The sequence below is a fragment of the Butyricicoccus sp. AM05-1 genome (genome assembly GCF_003474415.1).
Taxonomy (GTDB): domain Bacteria; phylum Bacillota; class Clostridia; order Oscillospirales; family Butyricicoccaceae; genus Agathobaculum; species Agathobaculum butyriciproducens.
Genome location: NZ_QUDG01000011.1, coordinates 67,796 through 89,270 on the forward strand (window position 1 = coordinate 67,796; position 21,475 = coordinate 89,270).

A 21,475-nucleotide genomic window follows, 5' to 3' on the forward strand; every position below is an offset into this window, starting at 1 on the left:
GAACATTCAATAAAGAACGTGCGTTCTTTTTAGTGTAAATCATGCTGCATTTTCGTATTTTCCTCAGAATCAATCCATATACTATGTTATTTTATGCGCTCTCTTCTCAACAGCAGTTCTCCCTCAAATCTGCGACTGCACCTGCAGGAACTCCGCTGTTCCCTGTTCTCCGGTTTGCATTTTTGCCGGTTTCGTGGTATATTTTTAATATATGCCGTATGACTTTGTAATCGGTCATGCGCGTCAATCTGCGAACACATCATACAAAGGTAGGGAGCAAAGATGAACGGACCTACATTACAAGTGCAGATGCTCGGGCAGTTTACCCTTCGATACGGCGACCGCACCATTTCCGACAGCGACGACCGTTCCCGCCGGGTATGGTCACTGTTGGCCTATATGCTGTATAACCACGGCCGCTCGTTCGCTCAGGAGGAGCTGATCCATCTATACTGGAGCAACGGCGAGAAAAGCGCAGATCCCGGAAATGCGCTCAAATCAATCTTTCACCGCATTCGTACCGCGCTGGATAAACTGCAGCCGGGACTTGGCCGCCTGCTCATCCGCCGCAAAGCAGGACGATACTTCTGGAACAACGTTATACCGCTTTCTCTCGATATTGAGGACTTTGAGGCGCATTTTCATGCCGCCGAAGCTGCCGAAGATGACGATGTCCGTCTGGCAGAGTATCAGGCTGCACTGGCGCTGTATGCCGGCGATCCGCTGCCGCGCATGACCGATGAAATCTGGACCATTCCAATCGTGGCCTACTATCACAGCCTGTACACCCGTGCGGCAGCCGGGGCGATCGAACTGCTTGAAAAGCAGGAACGCACCGCCGAAGCCGTTGCGCTGTGCCATCAGGCGATTCATATTGAGCCGTATCAGGAGGACCTGTATGAGCACCTCATGCGTGGTCTGCTCCGCACCGGCGATATGAAGGGCACTATGTCGGTCTACGAGGAAATGAGCGAGCTGCTGTTTGCGCATTTCGGCGTTATGCCGTCCGAGACGCTGCGCACACTGTATCGTCAGGCAACACGCACCGTAAACGACCGCACACTGACCATGGACGAGGTTTGCTCTCAGCTTGCGGAGCCTGCGCCGCACGGCGGCGCCATGGTATGCGAATACGACTTTTTCAAGATTCTGTACCGTTCCGAAGCCCGTTCGATCGCGCGAAACGGCCATTCAGCGAATATCTGCCTGCTGTCGGTCTCCGGCAAGGACGGCGAAATGCTTGCACGCCGCAGTCTGGACCCCGCAATGAACAATCTGCAAGTGCTTGTCCAGAACAATCTGCGCCGCGGCGATGTGATTGCTCGATGCAGCATTTCGCAGTATATCATCCTGCTGCCGCAGGCGAATTACGAAAACAGCCGCATGGTTGCCGACCGACTGGTAAGCGCGTTTTACCGTCGGTATCCGCACTCGCCCGCACGGCTCCGCTATACGGTGCAGCCGCTGACGTAATCAGACCTTCAAAAAACTGCGTGCCGTCTATCCCGCGCACAATAAAGGAGATAAACATGGGTAAACAAAGCTGGAAGCCTGGCAATATGCTCAATCCCGTTCCGGCGGTGATGGTCAGCGTTGCCGATGAAGCGCACCGTCCCAACATCATCACGGTAGCGTGGGCCGGTACGATCTGCACCAACCCGCCGATGGTGTCGATTTCGGTCCGTCCGTCGCGGTATTCTTACGATATTATCGAGAAAACCGGTGAATTTGTCATCAATCTCACCACCGAGAAACTGGCGCGCGCCTGCGACTACTGCGGCGTTGTCAGCGGCCGTGATGTAGACAAATTTGCGAAAACCGGTCTGACGCCCATGCCGGTCGAGCATGTCAGCGCACCCGCTATCGCGGAAAGCCCGGTCAACATCGCCTGCCGCGTGACCGAGAGCCGCGCACTCGGCAGCCATACCATGTTCATTGCCGAGGTAGTCGGCGTGACGGTTGATGACGAATATCTGGACGAAAACGACCGGTTCCATATCAATGATGCCAACCTTATCATGTACTCCCACGGCGAGTATTTTGCGCTCGGCAAATATCTCGGCAAATTCGGATACAGTGTGCAGAAGAAGAAAAAGCGGAAGAAGTAAGGCGTTTTCAACTGCATACTATTGGCTGAAATATTAAATCGAAATTTGACAAAGGAGTGTGATTATATGGGTAAAGCGATTTTGGCAGCAATCGTTACATTGATTGTTGGTTATTTAGGTACGGTCGTAGGAGTTGAACTTTTAGGTAATTGGTATGAGTTTGGATTGCTCATTGCTATTGCAGTAATGGGTGCTTTTATCATCTACTTCAATGACAAGAAGTAAGACGACTTCCAGTTTTCCGCACCATGCAACCCAAAACAACGCAAAACCGGCATCTTTCGATGCCGGTTCTTTTCATTTCATTTCTTTATCAAATCGCTGTTCAGCCCATCATTCTGCCGCGCAGCAGAATCGTGTGAATGTTCAGCTCCTCATCCAGCAGGAGCACATTCGCCAGCTTGCCCGGCTCGAGCGAGCCGTAATCGTGCTCAACGCCGATAGCGCGCGCCGGATTAGTAGACGCGGACCGAATCGCCTGACCGAACGGAACGCCCATCTTGACCGTCGAGCGCACGCAGTCCATCAGGTTGGTTGCGGAACCCGCAATCGTGCCGTCGTGCAGTGTGGCGAGGTTGCCGCGCACGGTAACCGCCTGTCCGCCGAGCGAATACTCGCCGTCATCCAGTCCGGTGGCCATCATGCTGTCCGAAATCAGGATCACGCGGTTCTCAAACAGCCGGAACGTCGCGCGAACGACCGACGGATGCACATGCACGCCGTCCGCGATGAGTTCAACCGCCACGTTATCGTTGTCAAAGGCCGCACCGATGACGCCCGGTGCCCGATGAGAAAACGGCGGCATGGCGTTGTACAGGTGGGTCACCTGCCGGGCTCCGTGCTTGAAGGCTTCGCAGGCGGTGTCGTAATCCGCTGTCGTATGCGCAATCGAGATACGCACCTCGCCTGCCAGCTCGTCAATGGTCTCCATCGAACCGGGCAGCTCAGGTGCCAGATCGCACAGCTTGAACAGACCGCCGGCTTTTTCCTGCACCCGGCGGAACATGGCCGCGTCCGGCGCATGCAGATAAGCGCCGTTCTGCGCACCCTTTTTCGCCTCGGAGATGAACGGGCCTTCCATGTTGATGCCCACAAGTGCCGCGTCATTGCTCTCCACCTGATAGGTTGCGGCGGCTTCGGCAATCTGCGTCAGCTTGTCCTCGGGATAGGTCATAGTCGCCGGACAAATGGCGGCCACGCCGATCTGTGCCTGATACTTTGCCAGTGTAGAGATAGCCTCATGCGTGCCGTCGCAGAAATCGCGGCCCATGCAGCCGTGAAAGTGCAGATCGACCAATCCGGGCACGGCATACAGACCGCCCATATCCACCGCATCCGCGCTCACCTCCGCGGATGCAATCCGGTCGTCCGAGATGGACAGCCCGCCAGTTTTGAACGTGCCATCCGGCTGATATACCCTCAAATTGCTAAATTCCATAACTTCTCTTCCTTTTTAGAGCAAATCGCCGCACTTAGACAGTGCCGCCTCGTCCGCTACGATGGAAACATCGGTGTGCAGCTGCAGGATGGATGCCGGAACCTGAGGTGTTACCGGGCCGAAGAACGCTTCGCGGACGGTTTCCGCCTTGTTTTCGCCCGAAACCACCAGCACGATGCGCCGTGCCAGCATGATGGTCTGCACGCCCATGGTGTACGCCTGCCGCGGCACGTCATCCGCCGAGGCGAAAAAGCGTTTGTTTGCCTCGATGGTGGACTCGGTCAGATTTACACAGTGCGTACCCTTGGAGAAATACTCGTCCGGCTCGTTGAAGCCGATGTGTCCGTTCAGGCCCATGCCGAGCAGCTGCAGGTCAATGCCGCCCGCCGCCTTAATGGCTGCATCGTAGCGCTTACACTCCCGCTCGGCGTCAAGCTGTGCGCCGTCCGGCAGGTTGATGCGCTCTGCCGGCACATTCACCGCGTCGAAGAAGTTTTTGTGCATGAAATAGTGATAGCTCTGTTCGTGATCGGGTGTCAGGCCGCGGTATTCGTCCAGATTGAAGGTCGTGCAGCCGCCGAAATCCACATCACCCTTGTTATACCATTTAATCAGCTGCTCGTAAATGCCGATCGGCGACGAACCGGTCGCCAGACCGAGTACGGAATCCGGTTTGAGAATAACCTGTGCCGAGATGATGTTAGCTGCCTTGCGGCTCATGTCGTTATAATCCTTAGCGCGAATGATTTTCATGGAATACCTCTTTCTTCTGTCTCCGGAAATAGAAAGGGCAGGCAATGTGCCCGCCCTTTCCATTGCGCGGAGCGCAATTTCTTGATATGCAAACAAGATAGGTTTGGTTGCGTAGATTTTACAGCATCTTTGCCATTTCGTCGGCTACGAACTGGACCTTGGTGCCAATGATAACCTGAACTGCGGTCTGCGACGGACGCATTACGCCAGCCACGCCTGCAGCCTTGATCTTCTTCTCGTTGACGAGCGTGCCGTCCTTGACTTCCAGACGCAGACGGGTAATGCAGTTATCCAGAGATTCTACATTTTCCTTGCCGCCCAGACCTTCGAGGACTGCAGCTGCGATTGCGGTGAAGTCGTTATTTGCCAGCTTGGCATTCTTGTCAACCTCTGCGAAGTCGGCTTCTTCATCCTCACGGCCCGGGGTCTTGAGGTTGAACTTGGTGATCGCAAAGTAGAATACCAGATAGAATACAACGAATGCTGCGATACCCAGCGGGATGATCATCAGCGTGTTGTTCGCTGCCGGCAGGAAGGACGAGAATACGAGGTCGGTCGCGCCTGCGGAGAAGCAGAAGCCTGCACGGAAGCCGACATAGTAGGTGATAATGGCGAAAATGCCGTACAGAGCAGCATAAACAACATACAGCGGGAAGCACAGGAACATGAAGCCGAACTCAAACGGCTCGGTAACGCCGCAGATGAATGCACAGATGGCAGCGGACAGGACCAGACCGATAGCAGCCTTTTTGTTCTTGGCCGCCTTGATCATCGCGAGAGCCGCACCGGCAACACCGAACATCATGCAGGGGAAGAAGCCGGACATATACATGCCGAGGCTCCAGCCAATGACATTGCCGGTGATGCCGACATCGCCGGTCTGAAAGCCGGCCCAGTAGTTCTGCAGGTCTCCGAGGCCGATGGTGTCAAACCAGAATACATTGTTCAGCGCGTGGTGCAGGCCGGTCGGGATGAGCAGACGGTTAAGGAATGCATAGATGCCGGCGCCGATACCGTCCATGCCGATGATGCCTTCGCCAACAGCTACCAGCGCGCTGAAGATGACAGGCCATACGAACAGCAGGACAACGGATACCGCGATGGAAACCAGACCGGTTACGATGGCAACGCAGCGCTTGCCGCTGAAGAATGCCAGCCAGTCCGGGAGCTTCGCGTTTTTGAAGCGGTTATAGCAGCTTGCGCCGATGATACCGGCGATGATAGCGATAAATACGTTCTGGATCTTGTCAAATGCCAGCGTTTTTACCGGATCATCCGCGATTGCGGGCATCAGCGTGGTAACAACGCCGGTGCTCAGCAGGTTGGTCATCATCAGCCAGGATACCAGACCGGCCAGTGCCGAGGTACCCTCGCGGTCGTCGGATAGTCCGACTGCAACACCGATGACAAACAGCCATGCCATATTGTCAATCAGCGCGCCGCCTGCCTTTATCAACAGGAAGCCGATGTTATACAGTGCACCGCTCGTTGCCGCACCCGGCACGCCCATAACGCCCGGAGCGATCGCGTAGCCGAGACCCATCAGGATACCGCAGATCGGCAGCGCAGCTACCGGCAGCATCAAGGCCTTGCCCAGCTTTTGCAGTTTTTTCATCATAAGAGTTTCCCCTCCTTATTTTGTGGACCGCCGAAGCGGCCGATTGTGTTGACGGATGGGAGAGCCGAACTCCGTCTCCGTCCCCCTATTTCATCGCCGTTCACACCCAGCGAAATGAAATCCTTACAAATTACTCTCGAGGAACGCCTGCATTGCAGCTGCAGCGGTCTCCTCGTCCTCACCCTCGATGGTGAGCTTGATGGTATCGCCGCACTTGACGCCCAGACCCATCACGCCCATGATGCGCTTGGCATCGACTTCCTTTTTCGGGCTGGCGATCATGATTTTCGAGGCAAACTTGCCTGCCTCCTTGACCAGCAGTCCGGCCGGCCGAGCGTGGATACCCAGTGCATCCTTGATGGTATATTCAATGGTTTTCATGAAAGAATACTCCCTTTCCGTTACTTTTTCTTCAGTGTCAGCAGTGCATCGCCTGCGGCGACCGCGCCGCTCGCGGCGGGCTCCACAGTGAACGCATCCGGGTTGCACACGAGGATGGGCGTTACGATCTGATAGCCCTCAGCCTTGATGGCCGCCGGGTCAAATTCGATCAGCGTGTCGCCCTTGCTGACCTGATCACCGGCCTTGCAGCAGGCTTTGTAGTGCTTTCCCTCAAGCTGTACGGTGTCGATGCCGACATGGATGAGCAGCTCCGCGCCGTCCGCCGTCGTCATGGAAACGGCGTGGCCGGTCTCAAACATCACATCCACCGTGCCGTCCGCCGGAGCAACGATGCGTCCTTCGGCCGGCTCGATCGCAATGCCCGGGCCGAGAATGCCCTGTGCGAACGTGGGATCGGGTACGTCCTCCAGTGCTACCACCTTGCCGGCAACCGGCGCCGTTATCTCGATGCCGCTGTCGCCGCCAAACAGATTTTTCAGTTTACCAAACATTTAGCTCACAACCTTTTTGATTCGGCAATACCGCATGATTGAACACGAGTGATTTGCGAGTAAATTGTGCGGTGTTGCCTTAAGTATGCCTGTTTTGTCCGAAAACATACAGAAAATAAAAAGAACCAAACTTCTGCACAGATACAACTTGCTCTTTGATAGCAACTTCTGCGAGAAATCTGGTTTTGCCCGCCGAAGCGGTAACAATCCATTTCAAACGGATACTGTTTACTTGTTAATTGCAGTATAACAAACTTTTCTCGCCTTGGCAAGAGCAACCTGTCGAATTAGTTACCAAATTTTCTCGTTGTTTTTCTGCACTTTGCACAAAAAACAAGTCCGTACTGCTTGTACAGCACGGACTCCGTGATTATTTTTTATCATCAATGTGCTCCATCACACGGGCGATGTGGATGGTGAGATACAGCAGCTCATTCTGTCCGGAATGGAAATTTTTCTCCCTCTGGACGTACGCGCGAATCTTGTCCGCACAGGCATACGCCTTCGGATACTTGAACCGCACCACATCGAGCAGATCGCCGTCCTCGTCGCCGTAGCCTTCTCCGCTGACGATACGCCGCGCGTAGAACTTGAGGTGCGTGACGAACCGGTAGTAATTGAGCGATTCACTGTCCGGACAAAAACCGTATTCGTCACAGACGATACGAAAAACCGCCTGCAGCAGATAGGTCATGTCGTAAATATCGCGGATTTCACCGCCGAGCTGTGCATTGACAAAGTGCAGCGCGATAAACGCTGCCTCATCATCCGTAAACTCCACGCCGGTCTCCTCCTTGACGATTTCATTCGCCTTGAGTCCCACGCGGAATTCATCCTTGTACAGCTGCCGGATGTCCCACAGCAGCGGATTGGGCAGCACAATGCCCTCCTTGTAGCGGTTGACAGCCGCCGAGATATGATCGGGCAGCGTAACGTAAATGCTGTCCGACAGCTCCTTGCCGAGCGCGATCTTCGCATGGTTGATAATGCGTTCGCTCATCAGGAAATGCGGCAGCGGAATGCTTGTTATCAGCTGCTGGAACCGGTCGGAAAGCTGATCCGAGTGCAGCGTGAACCGCTTTTCCACCTTGTCCGGCGGTGCTTCGTCACCTTCGCGGCGGCCGAAGCCCAGACCGCGCCCCATAAGCACAGTCTCCGCACCGTTTTCATCCAGCGCGACCACAACATTGTTGTTGAGTACCTTTTCTATTTTCACGTCCGCGCCTCCTGACCCGCACCGCAGCACGCATCAAACGCTTCACGCGCCGCACGGACTGCATTTTCGTCGCACTGCCACAAACTGAATTCGCTCAGTCCAGGCAGCCCCATCGGCACATTTTCTCGCCGGAACTGCATTCTGCTGTTTTCCACCCGCTTTGCGGAAAGATGGAAGGCATTCGCGCCTGTTTTCGGCTGCAAATCGCGAATAACATCGGCGTTTACGCCTGCACCGACCAGAATCTGCACGTCCTCTCCTGCTTTTGCAACCAGCGCGCGCAGCAGATCCGCGCCTGCGGTGCAGTCCGCCTGCTGCCCTGAGGTCAAAATGGTATCCACACCCAGCCGCTTTGCGGTTTCCAGTGCCGCAAACGGGTCGCGGCAGACATCGAACGCACGGTGCAGCGTCACACCGCAGCCGCCTGCAAGCGAAATCAGTTTGGCCATACGTTCCTCATCAAGATCGCCCTCGGGCGTGAGCACGCCGATGACAATGCCGTCCGCTCCGAGCGCGGCAAAGCGCTTCACCTGACGGCAGAGCAGCTCAAATTCGCTTTCCGTATACAAAAAATCGCCGCAGCGCGGACGCAGCAGCACACGAACCGGTACGGAAACCCGTTCCCGCACCATGCGGAACAGATCCTCATCCGGTGAAGTACCGCCGATCATTAAATTGGCGCATAACTCCAGCCGCATAGCACCGCCGCGCTCCGCGCTTACCGCAGACTCGACCGAGTGGACACAAACCTCCAGAACCGGTTTCATTTCCTGCTCCTCCTTCGAGACAAAATAACGCTTGGCAAATTATGTGATTCAATCCACACTGTTATCCGTTAATTATATCACCGAAAACCACATAGGTCAACGCAGGTTTTTACAGCATTCTGCACAATAAAAATCAGATGTTTTCATATAAAATAAACCATCTCCCCGCTTCGTATGCAGAGAGGTGATCTACAGCATTTTCCGCATAATGGCGGCTGATCTCGACCATGCCGCGGATACCGTTGATCGGTGTACGGACATCATAGCGCTGACAGATATTTGCGTCCATATTCCCAAAAAATTCTCCGCGCTTTTGGCTGTTTCTTTTCTTCGGCTGAGCTGTCTTGTCAGTTTGTATAAAAATGCAAGCAAGTTTTGCACAAATCGGATAGTTTGCAGGAACTCGAGCATACTTATGCAAATAGACCGCATATTTTGTTGTTTTTTTAACAATTTTGTGCTATACTGAATATACAGCCCATAAAATGGGTAATGCGCGCCGGAGCAGTTCCGCTGCACCGAGCCAACAGGAGAGGTGTTTTATGAACAGTATTACGACCCGCGTTTGGATCGCGGGAGCAAGCGGCAGACTGGGTTCCGCGCTTAGTCATCGTTTCGGCGGCAACACAGCATATAAGCTGGTAACCAGCGACCGCGATGTACCGGTTGAGGATGTATCCGTTGTCGGCCGTTTTGCCGATATCAACCATCCGGATGTCATCATTAACTGTGCCGGCCTGACCGACGTGCAGGCCTGCGAGGAGAACCCCGAAGAAGCGTATAAGATCAACGCCATCGGCGCCCGCAATCTGGCGACCGCTGCAAGACGCATCGACGCAAAATTCATTCAGATCTCGACCGACGACGTATTCGGCGGCGACGAGGCCAAGGCTTTCTGTGAGTTTGACGATCCCCATCCGACCACGATGTACGGCAAGAGCAAGTACGCCGGTGAAAAGCTCGTGCGCGAACTGACCGACAAGCATGTTATCGTGCGTTCGTCGTGGCTGTACGGCGTCGGCTCGTACGACTTTGTTGACCGCGTGCTCGATACGGCGGCAAAGGAAGGCGCGGTCCATCTGCCGGAGGATGAGATTTCCTCCCCGACCTCGGCGAAAGCGCTCGCCGGCTTTATCGACTGCCTGATGCACAGCCGCGAGTACGGCCTGTTTCACGCATCGTGCGACGGCTCGTGCTCCCGTGCAGAGTACGCCCGCGAAATTCTGCGTCTCGCCGGCAAGGGAAACGTGCCGGTCACCTCGGCCTCCGAGAACACTGCGCTGCGCCCGCGCTTTACGCTGCTGGACAATATGATGCTGCGCATCACTGGTTTGTATCAAATGCCGGACTGGCATGACGCACTGAGCGCATACATGTCCCACCGGCAGACGGGAGTAAATAAATGAATGAAGTAAAAGAGAAAAAGAAAATCGGTCTGACTACAAGGATCTTCATCGCGCTGATCGCCGGTGCAATCGTCGGCATTGCGCTCAACATGTTCGCAGCTGATGTGGATTTTGTGCAGAACGTACTGGTAAACGGCATTTTTTATGTTGTCGGTCAGGGCTTTATCCGCCTGATGCAGATGCTGGTCGTACCGCTGGTATTCTGCTCGCTGATCTGCGGTGCTACCGCCATCGGCGACAGTAAAACGCTCGGTAAGGTCGGCGTAAAGATCATCGGCTTTTACATTTTCACCACGATGATGGCGGTTGCCGTTGCACTCGGTATCGGTCTTCTGATCAAGCCGGGCATGGGTCTGGATATGTCGCAGATCCAGACCGCCGAAGTCGCCGCTTCTTCGGATTCGGTCAGCTTTGCGGAAACCCTGCTGAACATCATCCCCAAAAACCCGATCGGCGCACTGGCCAACGGCGAAATGCTGCAGGTTATCGTGTTTGCACTGATCGTCGGCGTTATCCTCGCCAAGCTGCAGGATAAGACCCAGCTGGTAACGAACTTCTTCCAGCAGGGCAACGATATTATGATGGAAATGACCATGATGGTCATGGGTCTTGCGCCGATCGGCGTATTCTGCCTGATCTCTAAGACCTTTGCCGGTCTTGGTTTCTCCGCGATGGTGCCGATGTTCAAGTACATGGGCGCGGTGCTGCTGGCGCTGTTCATCCAGTGCTGCGGCGTATACCAGATTCTGCTGGCGCTGCTTACAAGACTCAATCCGCTGCGTTTCCTCAAGAAATTCGCTCCGGTTATGGGCTTTGCGTTCTCGACCGCAACCTCTAACGCCACTATCCCGATGAATATCGACACGCTGGAGGAAAAAATCGGCGTTAACCGCCGTATTTCGTCCTTCACCATCCCGCTCGGCGCGACCATCAACATGGATGGTACGTCCATTATGCAGGGTGTTGCCGTTGTATTCGTTGCACAGGCGTTCGGCATCCAGCTGACCCCTGCGGATTATCTGACCGTTATTGCAACCGCAACGCTCGCCTCCATCGGTACCGCAGGCGTGCCGTCGGTTGGTCTGGTTACGCTGGCAATGGTATTCGATTCGGTCGGTCTGCCGGTTGCCGGTATCGGCCTGATCATGGGTATCGACCGTATCCTCGATATGGCGCGTACTGCCGTTAATATCACCGGCGACGCTGTCTGCACCACGATCGTGGCGCATCAGGACGGCGCACTGGATAAGTCTGTATTTAACAAAAATTAAATCAAACTGACAGGAAAACCCCCGTATTTCGTAAGAAATACGGGGGTTTTCTGGTGCCGCCAGCCGGAATCGAACCGGCACGGGTTTAACTCCGGGGGATTTTAAGTCCCCTGCGTCTACCAGTTCCGCCATGGCGGCGTGTAAATATTATACCAGAATGGATTCGGTCTGTCAAACCATGCGCGCCGCCGGTTTGAGGTTTTTTCAATCCCGCCTCTGCTGCTTTCCTATTGCGGTTTTTCAGAAAAAGCGATACAATAAATATAATAGTTCTCCTGTGCAGAAATGAGCATACGATACGCTTTTCATGCCGTTCCGGCTATGCATTTGACGTACCAATTCGATGTCAGAGAAAAAATTTTTGAAACATGCGGAACAAACCATACGGAACAAACGTCTAAGCTAATATATGGCAATTCCCCCACCGCAGCAGCAGCCGTGCTGTCGATGGCATTTGTTATTGTCATATACAGGATAGAGAGTATAAGCATTAACAGTGAAAAGGAGGAAAAATATGAAACGGTTTCAGAAGGCGTTACTCGGTGTTGTGGTAAGCGGTGCATTGCTGTTCTCGGCACAGGCGGCGGAACTGTCCAGTTCGGCACAGGATACGCTGCAATCGGCTATGACTAAGGTACTGCAGGAGATCAAGGATTACGGTCAGGTGAAAACGCTCGGCTTTACCGGTGAAAACTGTGAGATTATCCTCTCGAACCTCAACGCGAAACAGTATTTGGTTAACCTAACAGCTAACAGCACACACAAGTATGGTATTCTGGACAAAACGACCGGAAAGCTGGTCGTTCCGGTGGAGTACGATTATTATATTCCGCTTGGCGGCACGGAAACACTGGTTAGCCAGTACGATGCGGATCATCACCCCAGCTACTGGTTCGCCGATGAAACCGGCAAGCTGACGCCGATGAAGCTGCCGTCCGGTTATGAGCTTGCAACGTATGAGCCGAACAGCAATGTGTTCATACTCTACAAAAACGTGAAAAAGCCAGTATATGATTCGCATTCTGCCGATGGTCCGGCTACACTGGTTGAGGATGTCACCTTCTTTGCTCTGGCTGACAAAGACATGAACATCATCCTCGACGACATCGACATGGTACCGGACTGGTACGCTGATTTCTTCATCGCCAAGACTGGAAGCACTAAGTGGGAACGTGTTGGCAAGGCAGGCGCGGACGGAAACGGCACCTGCGGTCTGTTCGACCCGAAAACCGGAAAATTTGTCGGCAAGCATGATTTTAACCAGATTTTCTGGTACGATCAGCACTTTATCGGCACACGCAGCAGAGGCACAAAATCTTATCTGCTGGATGGCAAGGGCGGCGAAACCCTGCTGCCCGCAAACGTCAAGGAGTACAGCAGCTGGGCCAAGACCGAAGTAGCTGCCGCAGAAGAGCACGGTCTCACCGAGTCGTTCTCCTATCCCAAGCTGGACATTACCCGCGAAAACTTCACCATGCTGGCGATGAACCTGTACAACAAGATTTATCCCAACAAGGAGATTCCGGCTCTGGAAACCAAGTTCACCGACTGCAGGGACGACCCGAACGTGAACAATGCCGCCGCACTCGGCATTGTCACCGGCTACGAGGACGGCACCTTCCGTCCGTACAAGACCATCTCCCGCCAGGAGGCGGCCACCATGCTCGACCGCCTGTACGCAGCACTCGGCGGCCAGACCGAGTTGATTACCGACCCTGCCTACGCCGATGATGCACAGCTTGGGGACTGGGCACGCGGCAGCGTTTACGCCATGCGCCAGACCGGCATCATGCAGGGCAAGGAAAATAATCGGTTCTGCCCAACCGACGGCTACACCGCAGAGCAGTCCATTGTGACCATCGAGCGCATGTATCAAATCATCAAATAACCAGCCATACCAAAAAGGACTTCGTTTTTACGAAGTCCTTTTTGCTTACTCATAACGTCCCATGGAAATCTCGGTGACGACACCGTTTTCGATGGTGACATGCAGCAAGTCAATCATCATTTCGTCCCGTGCGTCAAGTGAGCCGTACAGATCGAGGAACCGTGCTTCGCTGTCTCCGACACGCAGTCCGCGCACGGTTTTGTGCCGCCAGAACAGCCACCGGCGGGTCAGTGGAATTTCATCCGGTGCCTCGGTGATGATAACGCGATTACGGCTCTTATCCCACCGTATCTGCGGAATATGACTATCCCATAGGTACGAAAACGGCGTGTACAATACGCCATTTCGTTCCACGCCGGAGACAGCGGTCTCAGCACCGTGCAGTATGTAGGTTTTGCCGTCTGTCGTACCGCCGAGACGCTCTACAACCTCGTAAAGTGGGATATATGGCTCGTTTTTGTACAGAACAACCGGATTCTCCAGCGTGATCGGCTCTCCGTTCTGCAGGGCTTCCCTGCTGCCGATTTCTATGCTGAGCGACGTGTTCGTCCGCTCCAGATAGCCGATTCGCCAGGCCGCCAGTCCAATCGCAAGCACAAGCGCCAGCAGCGGCAGCCAGTATTTTTTCACAATACGCATGATTTTCCTCCCTGATTACGTCTTCTGCGTCATGTGCAGCATAATGACGAGCGCCTGCTCGATGGTGCAGCCATCCTGCGGGCAGAATTTGCTGCCGCTCTTGCCCTGCAGGATGCCGCCCCGCTGCATCGCGTAAACCGAATCCTTCGCCCAAAGGCCGATACTGCCGTTGTCGGCGTAGATTTTCGCAGAATTTCCGCTCGAAACCGTGCCGTACAGCACGTTGTACAGTCGGTGCAGAATCACTGCTGCCTCCTTACGCGGAAGCTCGCGCGTCAGCTGAAACGTGCCATTCTCGCAGCCGGTGACGATGCCGAGCGATGCGGTACCTGCATCAGCATACAGCCGCACAGCACGAGCACGGACAGCATAACCATTCGTTTTTTCATGCTCCCTATCCCCTTGCCAAATAAATTTATATACAATATATAGTATATAACCCTTCTGTCCCTGTCAACTGTGACACGAAAATAAGTTTTTTGAGAGAACCTTGTCACGCTTTCCCCGTCTAACGGTTATAGTAAGTGAAGAACTTCACAGGCATGAGATATTTTTTATGAAAAACGGCGTTATTTGTGTGCAGCCGCGCTGATCGCGGGCAGCATGGCGGCGGGAGTCGGTGCTGTAAGCGATAAACCAAACGCCGATGATACCCAGCTTGGCGATTGGGCACGCAGCAGCGTGTATGCGATGCGCGAGATCGGCATTATGCCGGGCAAGGAGAATAACCGGTTCCGTCCTAAGGATGGGTATACGCAAGAGCAGGCTGTTGTAACGGTGGAACGAGCGGTTTCAGGCTGTGAATCAATATTAAAATTATTTTTTCTGTTGATTTTTCGGTACATATTCCGCCACAAATATCCAGTTTATGGATGTATGCAGCGGTTTTGCTTTTGCGAAATTGTTGCATGCACCGTCTATTTTCCGGCATTTTCAGGTGTTTAAAGTCTTTTTGCGATTTTTCCGCGAATCTCAAAAAGGTTCTTGCACTGGTACTGGCGTTTGCTTGTGCATTCACCATGTTCGCTGGTGCAGCGTTCACGGATCAGGCCGACATTAAGGTTAAGTCTGACGTAGTGGACACTCTGGTATCGCTGGGCGTAATCGAAGGTTTCGAAGACGGCTCCTTCCAGCCGAACGGTACTGTAACCCGTGCTCAGATGGCAAAGATGATCTACGTTCTGCGCACTGGTAACTCTGACGCTTCGGCGTACAACGACGACAAGTCCTCTTTCACAGACATTGGCTCCCACTGGGCTCGCGGCTACATCAAGTACTGCCAGTCTCTGGGCATCATTGCTGGTAAGAGCAACACCAAGTTCTGCCCGAACGACAAGGTAACCGCTCAGGAAGCTGCTAAGATGCTGCTCGTAACCCTCGGCTACGATGCAACTAAGGCTGGTCTGACCGGTGCTAACTGGGCATCCAAGACCAACGCACTGGCTGACGAGAACGGCCTGCTGGAGGACGTTAACACTTCCTTCACTTCCGCTTGCCCGCGTCAGTACGCTGCACAGCTGATCTACAATGCAATCGACGCTGAGACCGTTGTTCTGCGCGACGGTGCTTACACTGACGAGAGTGCTCTGGGTATCCCGAACAAGACCGTTGGCGAGAAGTACATGGGTCTGTCCAAGACCGAAGGCGTTCTGGTTGCTTCCGGTAAGACCGGCATCAACGGTCAGTCCACCGCTAAGGAAGACAGCCTGGGCGTAAACGTTCTGACCACCAACGCTGCTGGCGTTACCGAGACTGCTTACGACTATGCAGCTGACGTAACCTTTACCAAGGTTGCTAAGGACTACACCGCTCTGCTGGGTCAGGTTGTCAAGGTTCTGTACAAGGACGGCGACAAGTCCAAGGTTTACGGCGTATTTGCTACCGACGACAACAACGTTCTGGCTGGCAACTCCACCGACCTGGAGAAGAAGACCGCTACCAAGGTTAAGTTCGACGGCACCGAGTACGACGTTGCAGCTACCACTCTGGTAACTGTAAACGGCGTTAAGAAGAACGTTGCTCTGGCTGATGCTGCTGATCAGTACAAGGACACCGCAGCTACCTTCTCTCTGGTTGACAACAACGACGATGACAAGTACGACGTACTGACCGTTTTTGCTCCGTCTGTTGTTAAGGTAACCTACGCTGGTTCCAACTCCATTACCGCCGGCAAGTCCTACAAGTATGCTGACGAGAACATCGCTGACGGCATCAAGAAGGACGACTATGTAGCTATCATCGATAAGGCAGCTACCAAGGACGGCAAGTACAACATCACCAAGGCTGAGACCGTAACCGGCAAGGTTGAGGCGATCAAGGGCACCGATGTTAAGATCAACGGCACCTGGTACAAGCAGGCTACCGGCGCTGACATCGAGGACACCTACTCCCTGAACGACACCTTCACTCTGGCAGTAGTAAACGGCTTCGTTTATCACTCCGAGCAGGGCGACGACGCTATCTCCAACGACAAGGTTATTCTGATCACTAAGGCTGACAACGCTCAGGACGCTGGTGTTGACAAGGGCACTCAGAAGGTTAAGGCTCTGTTCGCTGACGGCACCGAGAAGCAGATCACTGTTGCTCAGCTGGATAAGCTGGACGGCAACGGCTACAAGGATGTAACCAATTCCGGTTCCATTCAGGCGGCTATCAATACCCTGTACACCTTTACCACCAAGTCCAACGGCGACTACAAGCTGAAGGCTATCGATACTTCTAAGTACGATGCTACTATCGCTTCTATCTCTAAGATCGATGATGGCAAGGCTACTGGTAGTGTTACCGCTAATGGTACCACGGCAACTGGTACCATGCGTTTCGCTGACTCCGCTGCTATCTTCGTAGTACCGGGCAACGGCGACGACGCTAAGGTTATCACCGGCAAGGCACTGGGCACTTGGAAGAACATCACTGCTCTGGCTTCTACTTCTACCACTCTGTACGGTAAGAAGGACGGCGGCATCGTTTACGCTAACGTAGGCGTTGTTGTTATGAGTTCCTCCACCGCAGCTCCGAGCTCCGGCGATGTTGAGTACGGCTTCGTAACCGCAGACTCCTCTCTGGTTAAGGATGGCGACGACTACTACGTTTCCATGACCATCTGGAACGGTTCTTCTGAGGTTTCCGTAAAGGCCGACTCTTACTACGAGTTCAACAATGCTATCTCTGCATTCACTGCTAAGACCGATGTAGACGACGGCACTGCTGTTAAGAACTACACCAATGCTTCTAGCCAGAAGATCACTTCTGCATTCAACAAGAAGACTCCGGTATCCTACAAGACCACCGGCAACGGTCTGGTTTCTGAGGTTCGTCCGCTGAACGTTGTTAAGAACGCTGGCTCTGACAACTATCTGGGCGCTGTTGCAGTAACCGGTTTTAAGGCTGGCAAGAAGTACGTTTCTCTGAACGGCACTGACTACGACCTGACCTCTGACACTGTTCAGATGTTCGTTGATACCGATGCTAAGACTGGTGCTACCGCTGGTTCTATCACCGAGGCTAACGAGGTTCACGGTTACTTCGTAAAGAACGCTTACGCTGTTGTAAACTCTGACAACGAAGTTGAGTTCATCCTGGTTGACACTCAGAACAACCTCGAGTGCAATGCTTCCGAGGATGACGTTAAGATCACCACCCAGGGCGGCGCTGCTGCAATCACTGTTGACGACACTAACCGTGTTGTTAAGCTGAACACCGCAACTGCTGTTCCGGTAACTAGCGTATTCGTAGCTAATGGTGCTACCTACGGCGTACAGGCAGTTAATGCTGGTTCTGTATTCGTAGTTGGCAAGACCACCGGCAACCTGGCTGTTGGCGATACCATCCGCGTAATCGCTCAGAACGGCGACGTTGTTGACTACTCCGTAGTTGCTTAATCAAACTCCGCTTGTGTAAACAGGCTGTTTGATCGCTGAACGGCAAAATCAAAACCCCCGAGAACAATTGTTCTCGGGGGTTTCTTTTGCCTGCAAGTTTTAGAGGAAACTAAAACTTAAGCAGCAGTTACAGTGATTGCCGGAGCAGAAGCGCCAACTACAACCGTGAAGGTGTAGGTGTTGCCTGCTGCAACGGTGGTTGCACCTGCCGGAGTAACGGTAGCGTTGGTGCCGGAAACAGTTACCTTAGTAGCGGTAGCAGTAGCGTCCAGCTTAACGGTAACCGTAACAGTCTCACCTTCCAGAGCGGTGGTCTTGTCAGCGGTTGCGGTAATGCCAGTGGTAGTACCAGTAACGCTCGGAGCAGCTACAGAATACTTGGTAGCTGCAACATTCTTCTGACCCATAACATCAACATCGCTGTTGGTGTTTACGATAACTGCAACGATCTTGTTGCTTGCGTTGTTGCCATCGTATACGATCAGAGCGTTAGCGTAACCAGTGGTACCGTCGAACTCGGTGATACCAACGCCGGAATCGCCAGCCTTGTTGTTGTCAGCGTCGATGTAAACGATCTGTGCGTCATCATCCAGAGCCTTGGTGGTCTTGGAGATCTCAACGTAAGCGTTGCCCTCAACCTTCAGGCCGTTAGCGAAGGTGATGGTCTTGTCAGACTCGCTGTAATCGGTTACAGCGATCTTTACGCCCTTACCGATTGCAGAGCCGTCCAGAATGGTGAAGTCCTTGGTGCCGTTAGAATCCTGCGTGTAGGTCTGATCAGCAGACGGATCGAAGGATACCAGCTTGCCCTTTGCCAGACCGTTCTGGTCGCCGTCAACGTAAACAACGGTCTCCTCACCGGTCCAGATGGTGTACATGGTGTACGGATCGCCATCCTTGGTGGTAGTGGTGCCATCGGTGGTGATGATACCGTACTTGGTGTCGCCAGCAGCGCCGTTCGGACGAGCGGTCATATTAGCAAATGCAGCTACAACCTTACCGTCCTTAACGATGTAGTCAACCTGCTTGGAGGACAGAGTGATATCGTTCAGAGAACGAACATTGGATACCTTGTACTCGCCGGAAGCATTGGTGTAGAACAGCGGGCAGTCGCCAGCAGTTACGGTACCCATCAGAGCCTTGGTGTCCTTCTTGTAGAAGTCGCCAGTGTAAGTCTGGTAGTGGGAATCTGCGTGAGCGATTTCCTCGATCTTGTACTGACCATTGGAGCGCTCAGCATACTTAACCAGTTCGCCCTTTGCCAGTGCAGTGCTGATGTCAACACCGGTTGCCAGCTTAGCAGCGCCGTTGTGGTTGCTGTTTGCGTCAGCATACAGAACAGAATCCTTGTGCAGAACTACGGTCTTCTTGGAGCCGTCTGCGAACAGCAGTTCAGCCTTCGGCTCGCTGAAGTTGGAATCCAGCTTGCCGTCGTTAACGTCGGTAACAACAGCGTACTGATTCATATCGTCAGAGTTCTTCTGAATTGCACGAGCGTAGCCGTTTACGAGGTAAACGGTAACTTCGTCGTCAACGTCACCGGACTGCAGAGCAGATACGGAATCGTCGGTCAGGTTGGTCTTGAATGCAGCCTTAGCGTACTGCGGGTAGGAAGTGCCGTCAACCTTAACGGACTTGGTGCCAGTGTAGCCGGTCAGCTTGCCGGTTACGGAAACAGCCTTCTCGATTACGAAGGTAGCGTCAGCAACAGCGGACTTGTACAGCTTGGTTACAACAACAACGTCGTCCTTCTTAACGCCGTCGTAAACGGTGGAGTTGTTCTCGGAAGTATCAACAGTGCCGATACCAGCGATGGAAACCTTCTTGCCGGAAACAGCGGTAACCTTGTACAGGTCAGAAGTGGTCAGATAAACAGCGGTGATCTTGTTGCTGTCGTTCAGCAGAACGCGGATCTTGTCGCCGGTCTTCTTCGGAGCGGTCTTGATCAGAGCCTCAACGGAAGCCTTGTCAGCAGTTACGCCGGAGTCAAGGTTGGTGTACAGCTCAGCGCCGGAAGCGAACTCGTACTTGGTGCCGTTGATCTTAACCTTGTTAGCATCGGTGAAATCATCATCAATGTCAGCTACGGTAGCTTCAACAACAGAGGTATCGCGGGTATTATACATACCGTAGATCTTGTCGTTCTTGTCCAGATTGTTCTTGGTGTCCTTGCTCTCCTTCCAGAGCAGCTCAACGGACTGACCAATCTTGGAGGTGATGTCGCTTACAGAGTAGGTAACGATCTTGTGCTCATCTGCGTCGCCAGCCTCAGAGGTTTTCTTGTTCAGAACAACTTCAAGCTCGCCGTCCTTCAGGCTGTCGTTGCGTGCCTTGTCGCCGTAAACGGTAACAGAGGTACGGATCAGGCCCATGTACTTCTCGCCAACGGTCGGCAGGTAGTCAGTACCGGTCAGCGCCATGTTGGTGTAAGCATCGTCACGCCATACAACAGTAGCTGCGTTGATAGCGTTGTAGATCAGCTGTGCAGCGTACTGACGCGGGCAAGCAGAGGTGAACGAGGTGTTTACATCGTCCAGCAGGCCGTTCTCGTCAGCCAGTGCGTTGGTCTTTGCAGCCCAGCCTGCGCCGGTCAGGCCAGCCTTCTCAGCGTTGTAGCCGAGGGTTACGAGCAGCATCTTAGCAGCTTCCTGTGCAGTTACGTTAGCATTCGGAGCAAAGATGGTGTTGCTCTTACCAGCGATAATGCCCAGGGACTGGCAGTACTTGATGTAGCCGCGTGCCCAGTGGGAGCCAATATCGGTGAAAGAGGTCTTGTCGTCGTTGTAAGCCGAAGCATCGGACTTACCGGTACGCAGAACGTAGATCATCTTCGCCATCTGCGCACGAGTTACGGTTGCGTTCGGCTGGAAAGAGCCATCTTCAAAGCCCTCTACAACGCCCAGAGCAACCAGAGTGTCCACAGCGTCAGTAGCCTTGATGTCGGCCTGATCCGTGAACGCTGCACCAGCAAACATGGTGAATGCGCAAGCAAACGCCAGTACCAGTGCAAGAACCTTTTTGAGATTCTCTCCGGAGTCGCGATTACCCGAAAAACGCGGGTGAAATTTCAAAAAATCCATCCAATATGTAACATTTCAAAGAAACGTTTTCTGCAAATGAGTTACATTTTATGGATACAATCTGTCCGCCAATCCCAATCGCAAACAAGCACCTATATTATATAAGGTATAACCCGCGTTGTACAGAGCCGGTTTGCGATCTGGCCCAAAGCCAGACAGCGTAATATTACAAGTAATGTTACACTCATGTTACGGATTGCGAACTTCGCTTGACCCATGGGTTTGACTATGGTAATATACTTAACGACGAGTGAGAACTCGTACAAAAAATTTTAAGGAGGAAAACCCCTATGAAGAATCTCAAAAAGGTTCTTGCACTGGTACTGGCGTTTGCTTGCGCATTCACCATGTTTGCTGGTGCAGCGTTCACGGATTCGGCCGACATTAAGGTTGACACCGAAGTTGTGGACACTCTGGTATCGCTGGGCGTAGTTAACGGCTACGACGATGGCTCTTTCAAGCCGAACGGTACCGTAACCCGTGCGGAGATGGCGAAGATGATCTACGTTCTGCGCAC

20 protein-coding genes and 1 tRNA gene are annotated in these 21,475 nt (G+C 53.4%); 9 read left to right on the forward strand and 12 right to left on the reverse strand.

The window, feature by feature from the left end:
- Positions 1-282 precede the first annotated feature (282 nt).
- From DW088_RS13265 to DW088_RS13275, 3 genes are all read left to right on the forward strand, one after another.
- A complete protein-coding gene (locus DW088_RS13265) occupies positions 283-1,473 on the forward strand; it encodes an AfsR/SARP family transcriptional regulator (RefSeq protein WP_118361250.1) in 1,191 nt (396 codons plus the stop codon).
- A 56-nt stretch (positions 1,474-1,529) separates the two neighbouring features.
- Entirely contained in the window at positions 1,530-2,108 is a 579-nt protein-coding gene (locus DW088_RS13270; RefSeq protein WP_117490031.1) for a flavin reductase family protein, read from the forward strand.
- Positions 2,109-2,174: 66 nt separating this feature from the next.
- The gene (locus DW088_RS13275; protein ID WP_117490033.1) at positions 2,175-2,333 is read left to right on the forward strand and encodes a binding-protein-dependent transport permease; all 159 of its coding nucleotides are present in this window, start codon (positions 2,175-2,177) and stop codon (positions 2,331-2,333) included.
- A gap of 100 nt (positions 2,334-2,433) precedes the next feature.
- Here DW088_RS13275 and nagA read toward each other — a convergent pair whose 3' ends face one another.
- From nagA to DW088_RS15935, 8 genes are all read right to left on the reverse strand, one after another.
- Positions 2,434-3,546, reverse strand: coding sequence for an N-acetylglucosamine-6-phosphate deacetylase (nagA, locus tag DW088_RS13280; protein WP_118361252.1), 1,113 nt, complete (start codon positions 3,544-3,546; stop codon positions 2,434-2,436).
- Between the two features lie 15 nt (positions 3,547-3,561).
- Positions 3,562-4,299, reverse strand: coding sequence for a glucosamine-6-phosphate deaminase (gene nagB / locus DW088_RS13285; RefSeq protein ID WP_118361254.1), 738 nt, complete (start codon positions 4,297-4,299; stop codon positions 3,562-3,564).
- A gap of 118 nt (positions 4,300-4,417) precedes the next feature.
- Positions 4,418-5,917, reverse strand: a complete 1,500-nt coding sequence (locus tag DW088_RS13290) for a PTS transporter subunit EIIC (protein ID WP_118361256.1) — start codon at positions 5,915-5,917, stop codon at positions 4,418-4,420.
- 123 nt (positions 5,918-6,040) lie between these two features.
- Positions 6,041-6,298 (reverse strand): HPr family phosphocarrier protein, encoded by a 258-nt coding sequence (locus tag DW088_RS13295; RefSeq protein ID WP_117752199.1) that lies wholly within the window; start codon positions 6,296-6,298, stop codon positions 6,041-6,043.
- Between the two features lie 20 nt (positions 6,299-6,318).
- Positions 6,319-6,810, reverse strand: coding sequence for a PTS sugar transporter subunit IIA (locus tag DW088_RS13300; protein WP_118361258.1), 492 nt, complete (start codon positions 6,808-6,810; stop codon positions 6,319-6,321).
- A 370-nt stretch (positions 6,811-7,180) separates the two neighbouring features.
- On the reverse strand, positions 7,181-8,026 hold the full coding sequence (licT, locus tag DW088_RS13305) for a BglG family transcription antiterminator LicT (RefSeq protein WP_118361260.1): 846 nt from the start codon (positions 8,024-8,026) through the stop codon (positions 7,181-7,183).
- The gene (locus DW088_RS13310; protein ID WP_118361262.1) at positions 8,023-8,793 is read right to left on the reverse strand and encodes a copper homeostasis protein CutC; all 771 of its coding nucleotides are present in this window, start codon (positions 8,791-8,793) and stop codon (positions 8,023-8,025) included. Before DW088_RS13310 ends, licT begins: the two co-directional genes overlap by 4 nt.
- A gap of 133 nt (positions 8,794-8,926) precedes the next feature.
- Positions 8,927-9,082, reverse strand: coding sequence for a hypothetical protein (locus DW088_RS15935; protein ID WP_158574700.1), 156 nt, complete (start codon positions 9,080-9,082; stop codon positions 8,927-8,929).
- Between the two features lie 253 nt (positions 9,083-9,335).
- Between DW088_RS15935 and rfbD the strand changes: the two genes are divergently transcribed.
- Positions 9,336-10,199 carry a dTDP-4-dehydrorhamnose reductase gene (rfbD, locus tag DW088_RS13315; RefSeq protein ID WP_118361264.1) on the forward strand — a complete coding sequence of 288 codons (864 nt, stop codon included), beginning with the start codon at positions 9,336-9,338 and terminating at the stop codon, positions 10,197-10,199.
- Complete coding sequence (locus DW088_RS13320; protein ID WP_118361266.1) at positions 10,196-11,470, forward strand: dicarboxylate/amino acid:cation symporter; 1,275 nt, start codon at positions 10,196-10,198, stop codon at positions 11,468-11,470. The genes rfbD and DW088_RS13320 overlap by 4 nt, the downstream gene beginning before the upstream one ends.
- 51 nt (positions 11,471-11,521) lie before the next feature.
- Here the strand turns inward: DW088_RS13320 and DW088_RS13325 are convergent.
- A tRNA-Leu gene (locus DW088_RS13325) sits at positions 11,522-11,608 on the reverse strand.
- 376 nt (positions 11,609-11,984) lie between these two features.
- On the opposite strand from DW088_RS13325, the gene DW088_RS13330 reads away from it, so the two are divergent.
- Positions 11,985-13,358, forward strand: coding sequence for an S-layer homology domain-containing protein (locus DW088_RS13330; RefSeq protein ID WP_118361268.1), 1,374 nt, complete (start codon positions 11,985-11,987; stop codon positions 13,356-13,358).
- A gap of 45 nt (positions 13,359-13,403) precedes the next feature.
- Here the strand turns inward: DW088_RS13330 and DW088_RS13335 are convergent, their stop codons facing one another.
- The gene (locus tag DW088_RS13335; RefSeq protein WP_118361270.1) at positions 13,404-13,997 is read right to left on the reverse strand and encodes a stalk domain-containing protein; all 594 of its coding nucleotides are present in this window, start codon (positions 13,995-13,997) and stop codon (positions 13,404-13,406) included.
- A 15-nt stretch (positions 13,998-14,012) separates the two neighbouring features.
- The gene (locus DW088_RS13340; protein WP_147356573.1) at positions 14,013-14,243 is read right to left on the reverse strand and encodes a hypothetical protein; all 231 of its coding nucleotides are present in this window, start codon (positions 14,241-14,243) and stop codon (positions 14,013-14,015) included.
- A 357-nt stretch (positions 14,244-14,600) separates the two neighbouring features.
- Between DW088_RS13340 and DW088_RS15690 the strand changes: the two genes are divergently transcribed.
- Both DW088_RS15690 and DW088_RS13345 read left to right on the forward strand, forming a co-directional pair.
- On the forward strand, positions 14,601-14,942 hold the full coding sequence (locus tag DW088_RS15690) for an S-layer homology domain-containing protein (RefSeq protein ID WP_147356574.1): 342 nt from the start codon (positions 14,601-14,603) through the stop codon (positions 14,940-14,942).
- A 74-nt stretch (positions 14,943-15,016) separates the two neighbouring features.
- Complete coding sequence (locus tag DW088_RS13345) at positions 15,017-17,878, forward strand: S-layer homology domain-containing protein (protein ID WP_158574701.1); 2,862 nt, start codon at positions 15,017-15,019, stop codon at positions 17,876-17,878.
- Between the two features lie 116 nt (positions 17,879-17,994).
- Here the strand turns inward: DW088_RS13345 and DW088_RS13350 are convergent, their stop codons facing one another.
- Entirely contained in the window at positions 17,995-20,949 is a 2,955-nt protein-coding gene (locus DW088_RS13350; RefSeq protein WP_158574702.1) for an S-layer homology domain-containing protein, read from the reverse strand.
- Between the two features lie 299 nt (positions 20,950-21,248).
- Between DW088_RS13350 and DW088_RS13355 the strand changes: the two genes are divergently transcribed.
- On the forward strand, positions 21,249-21,475 hold a 227-nt coding region (locus tag DW088_RS13355; RefSeq protein WP_147356575.1), incomplete at its 3' end, for an S-layer homology domain-containing protein.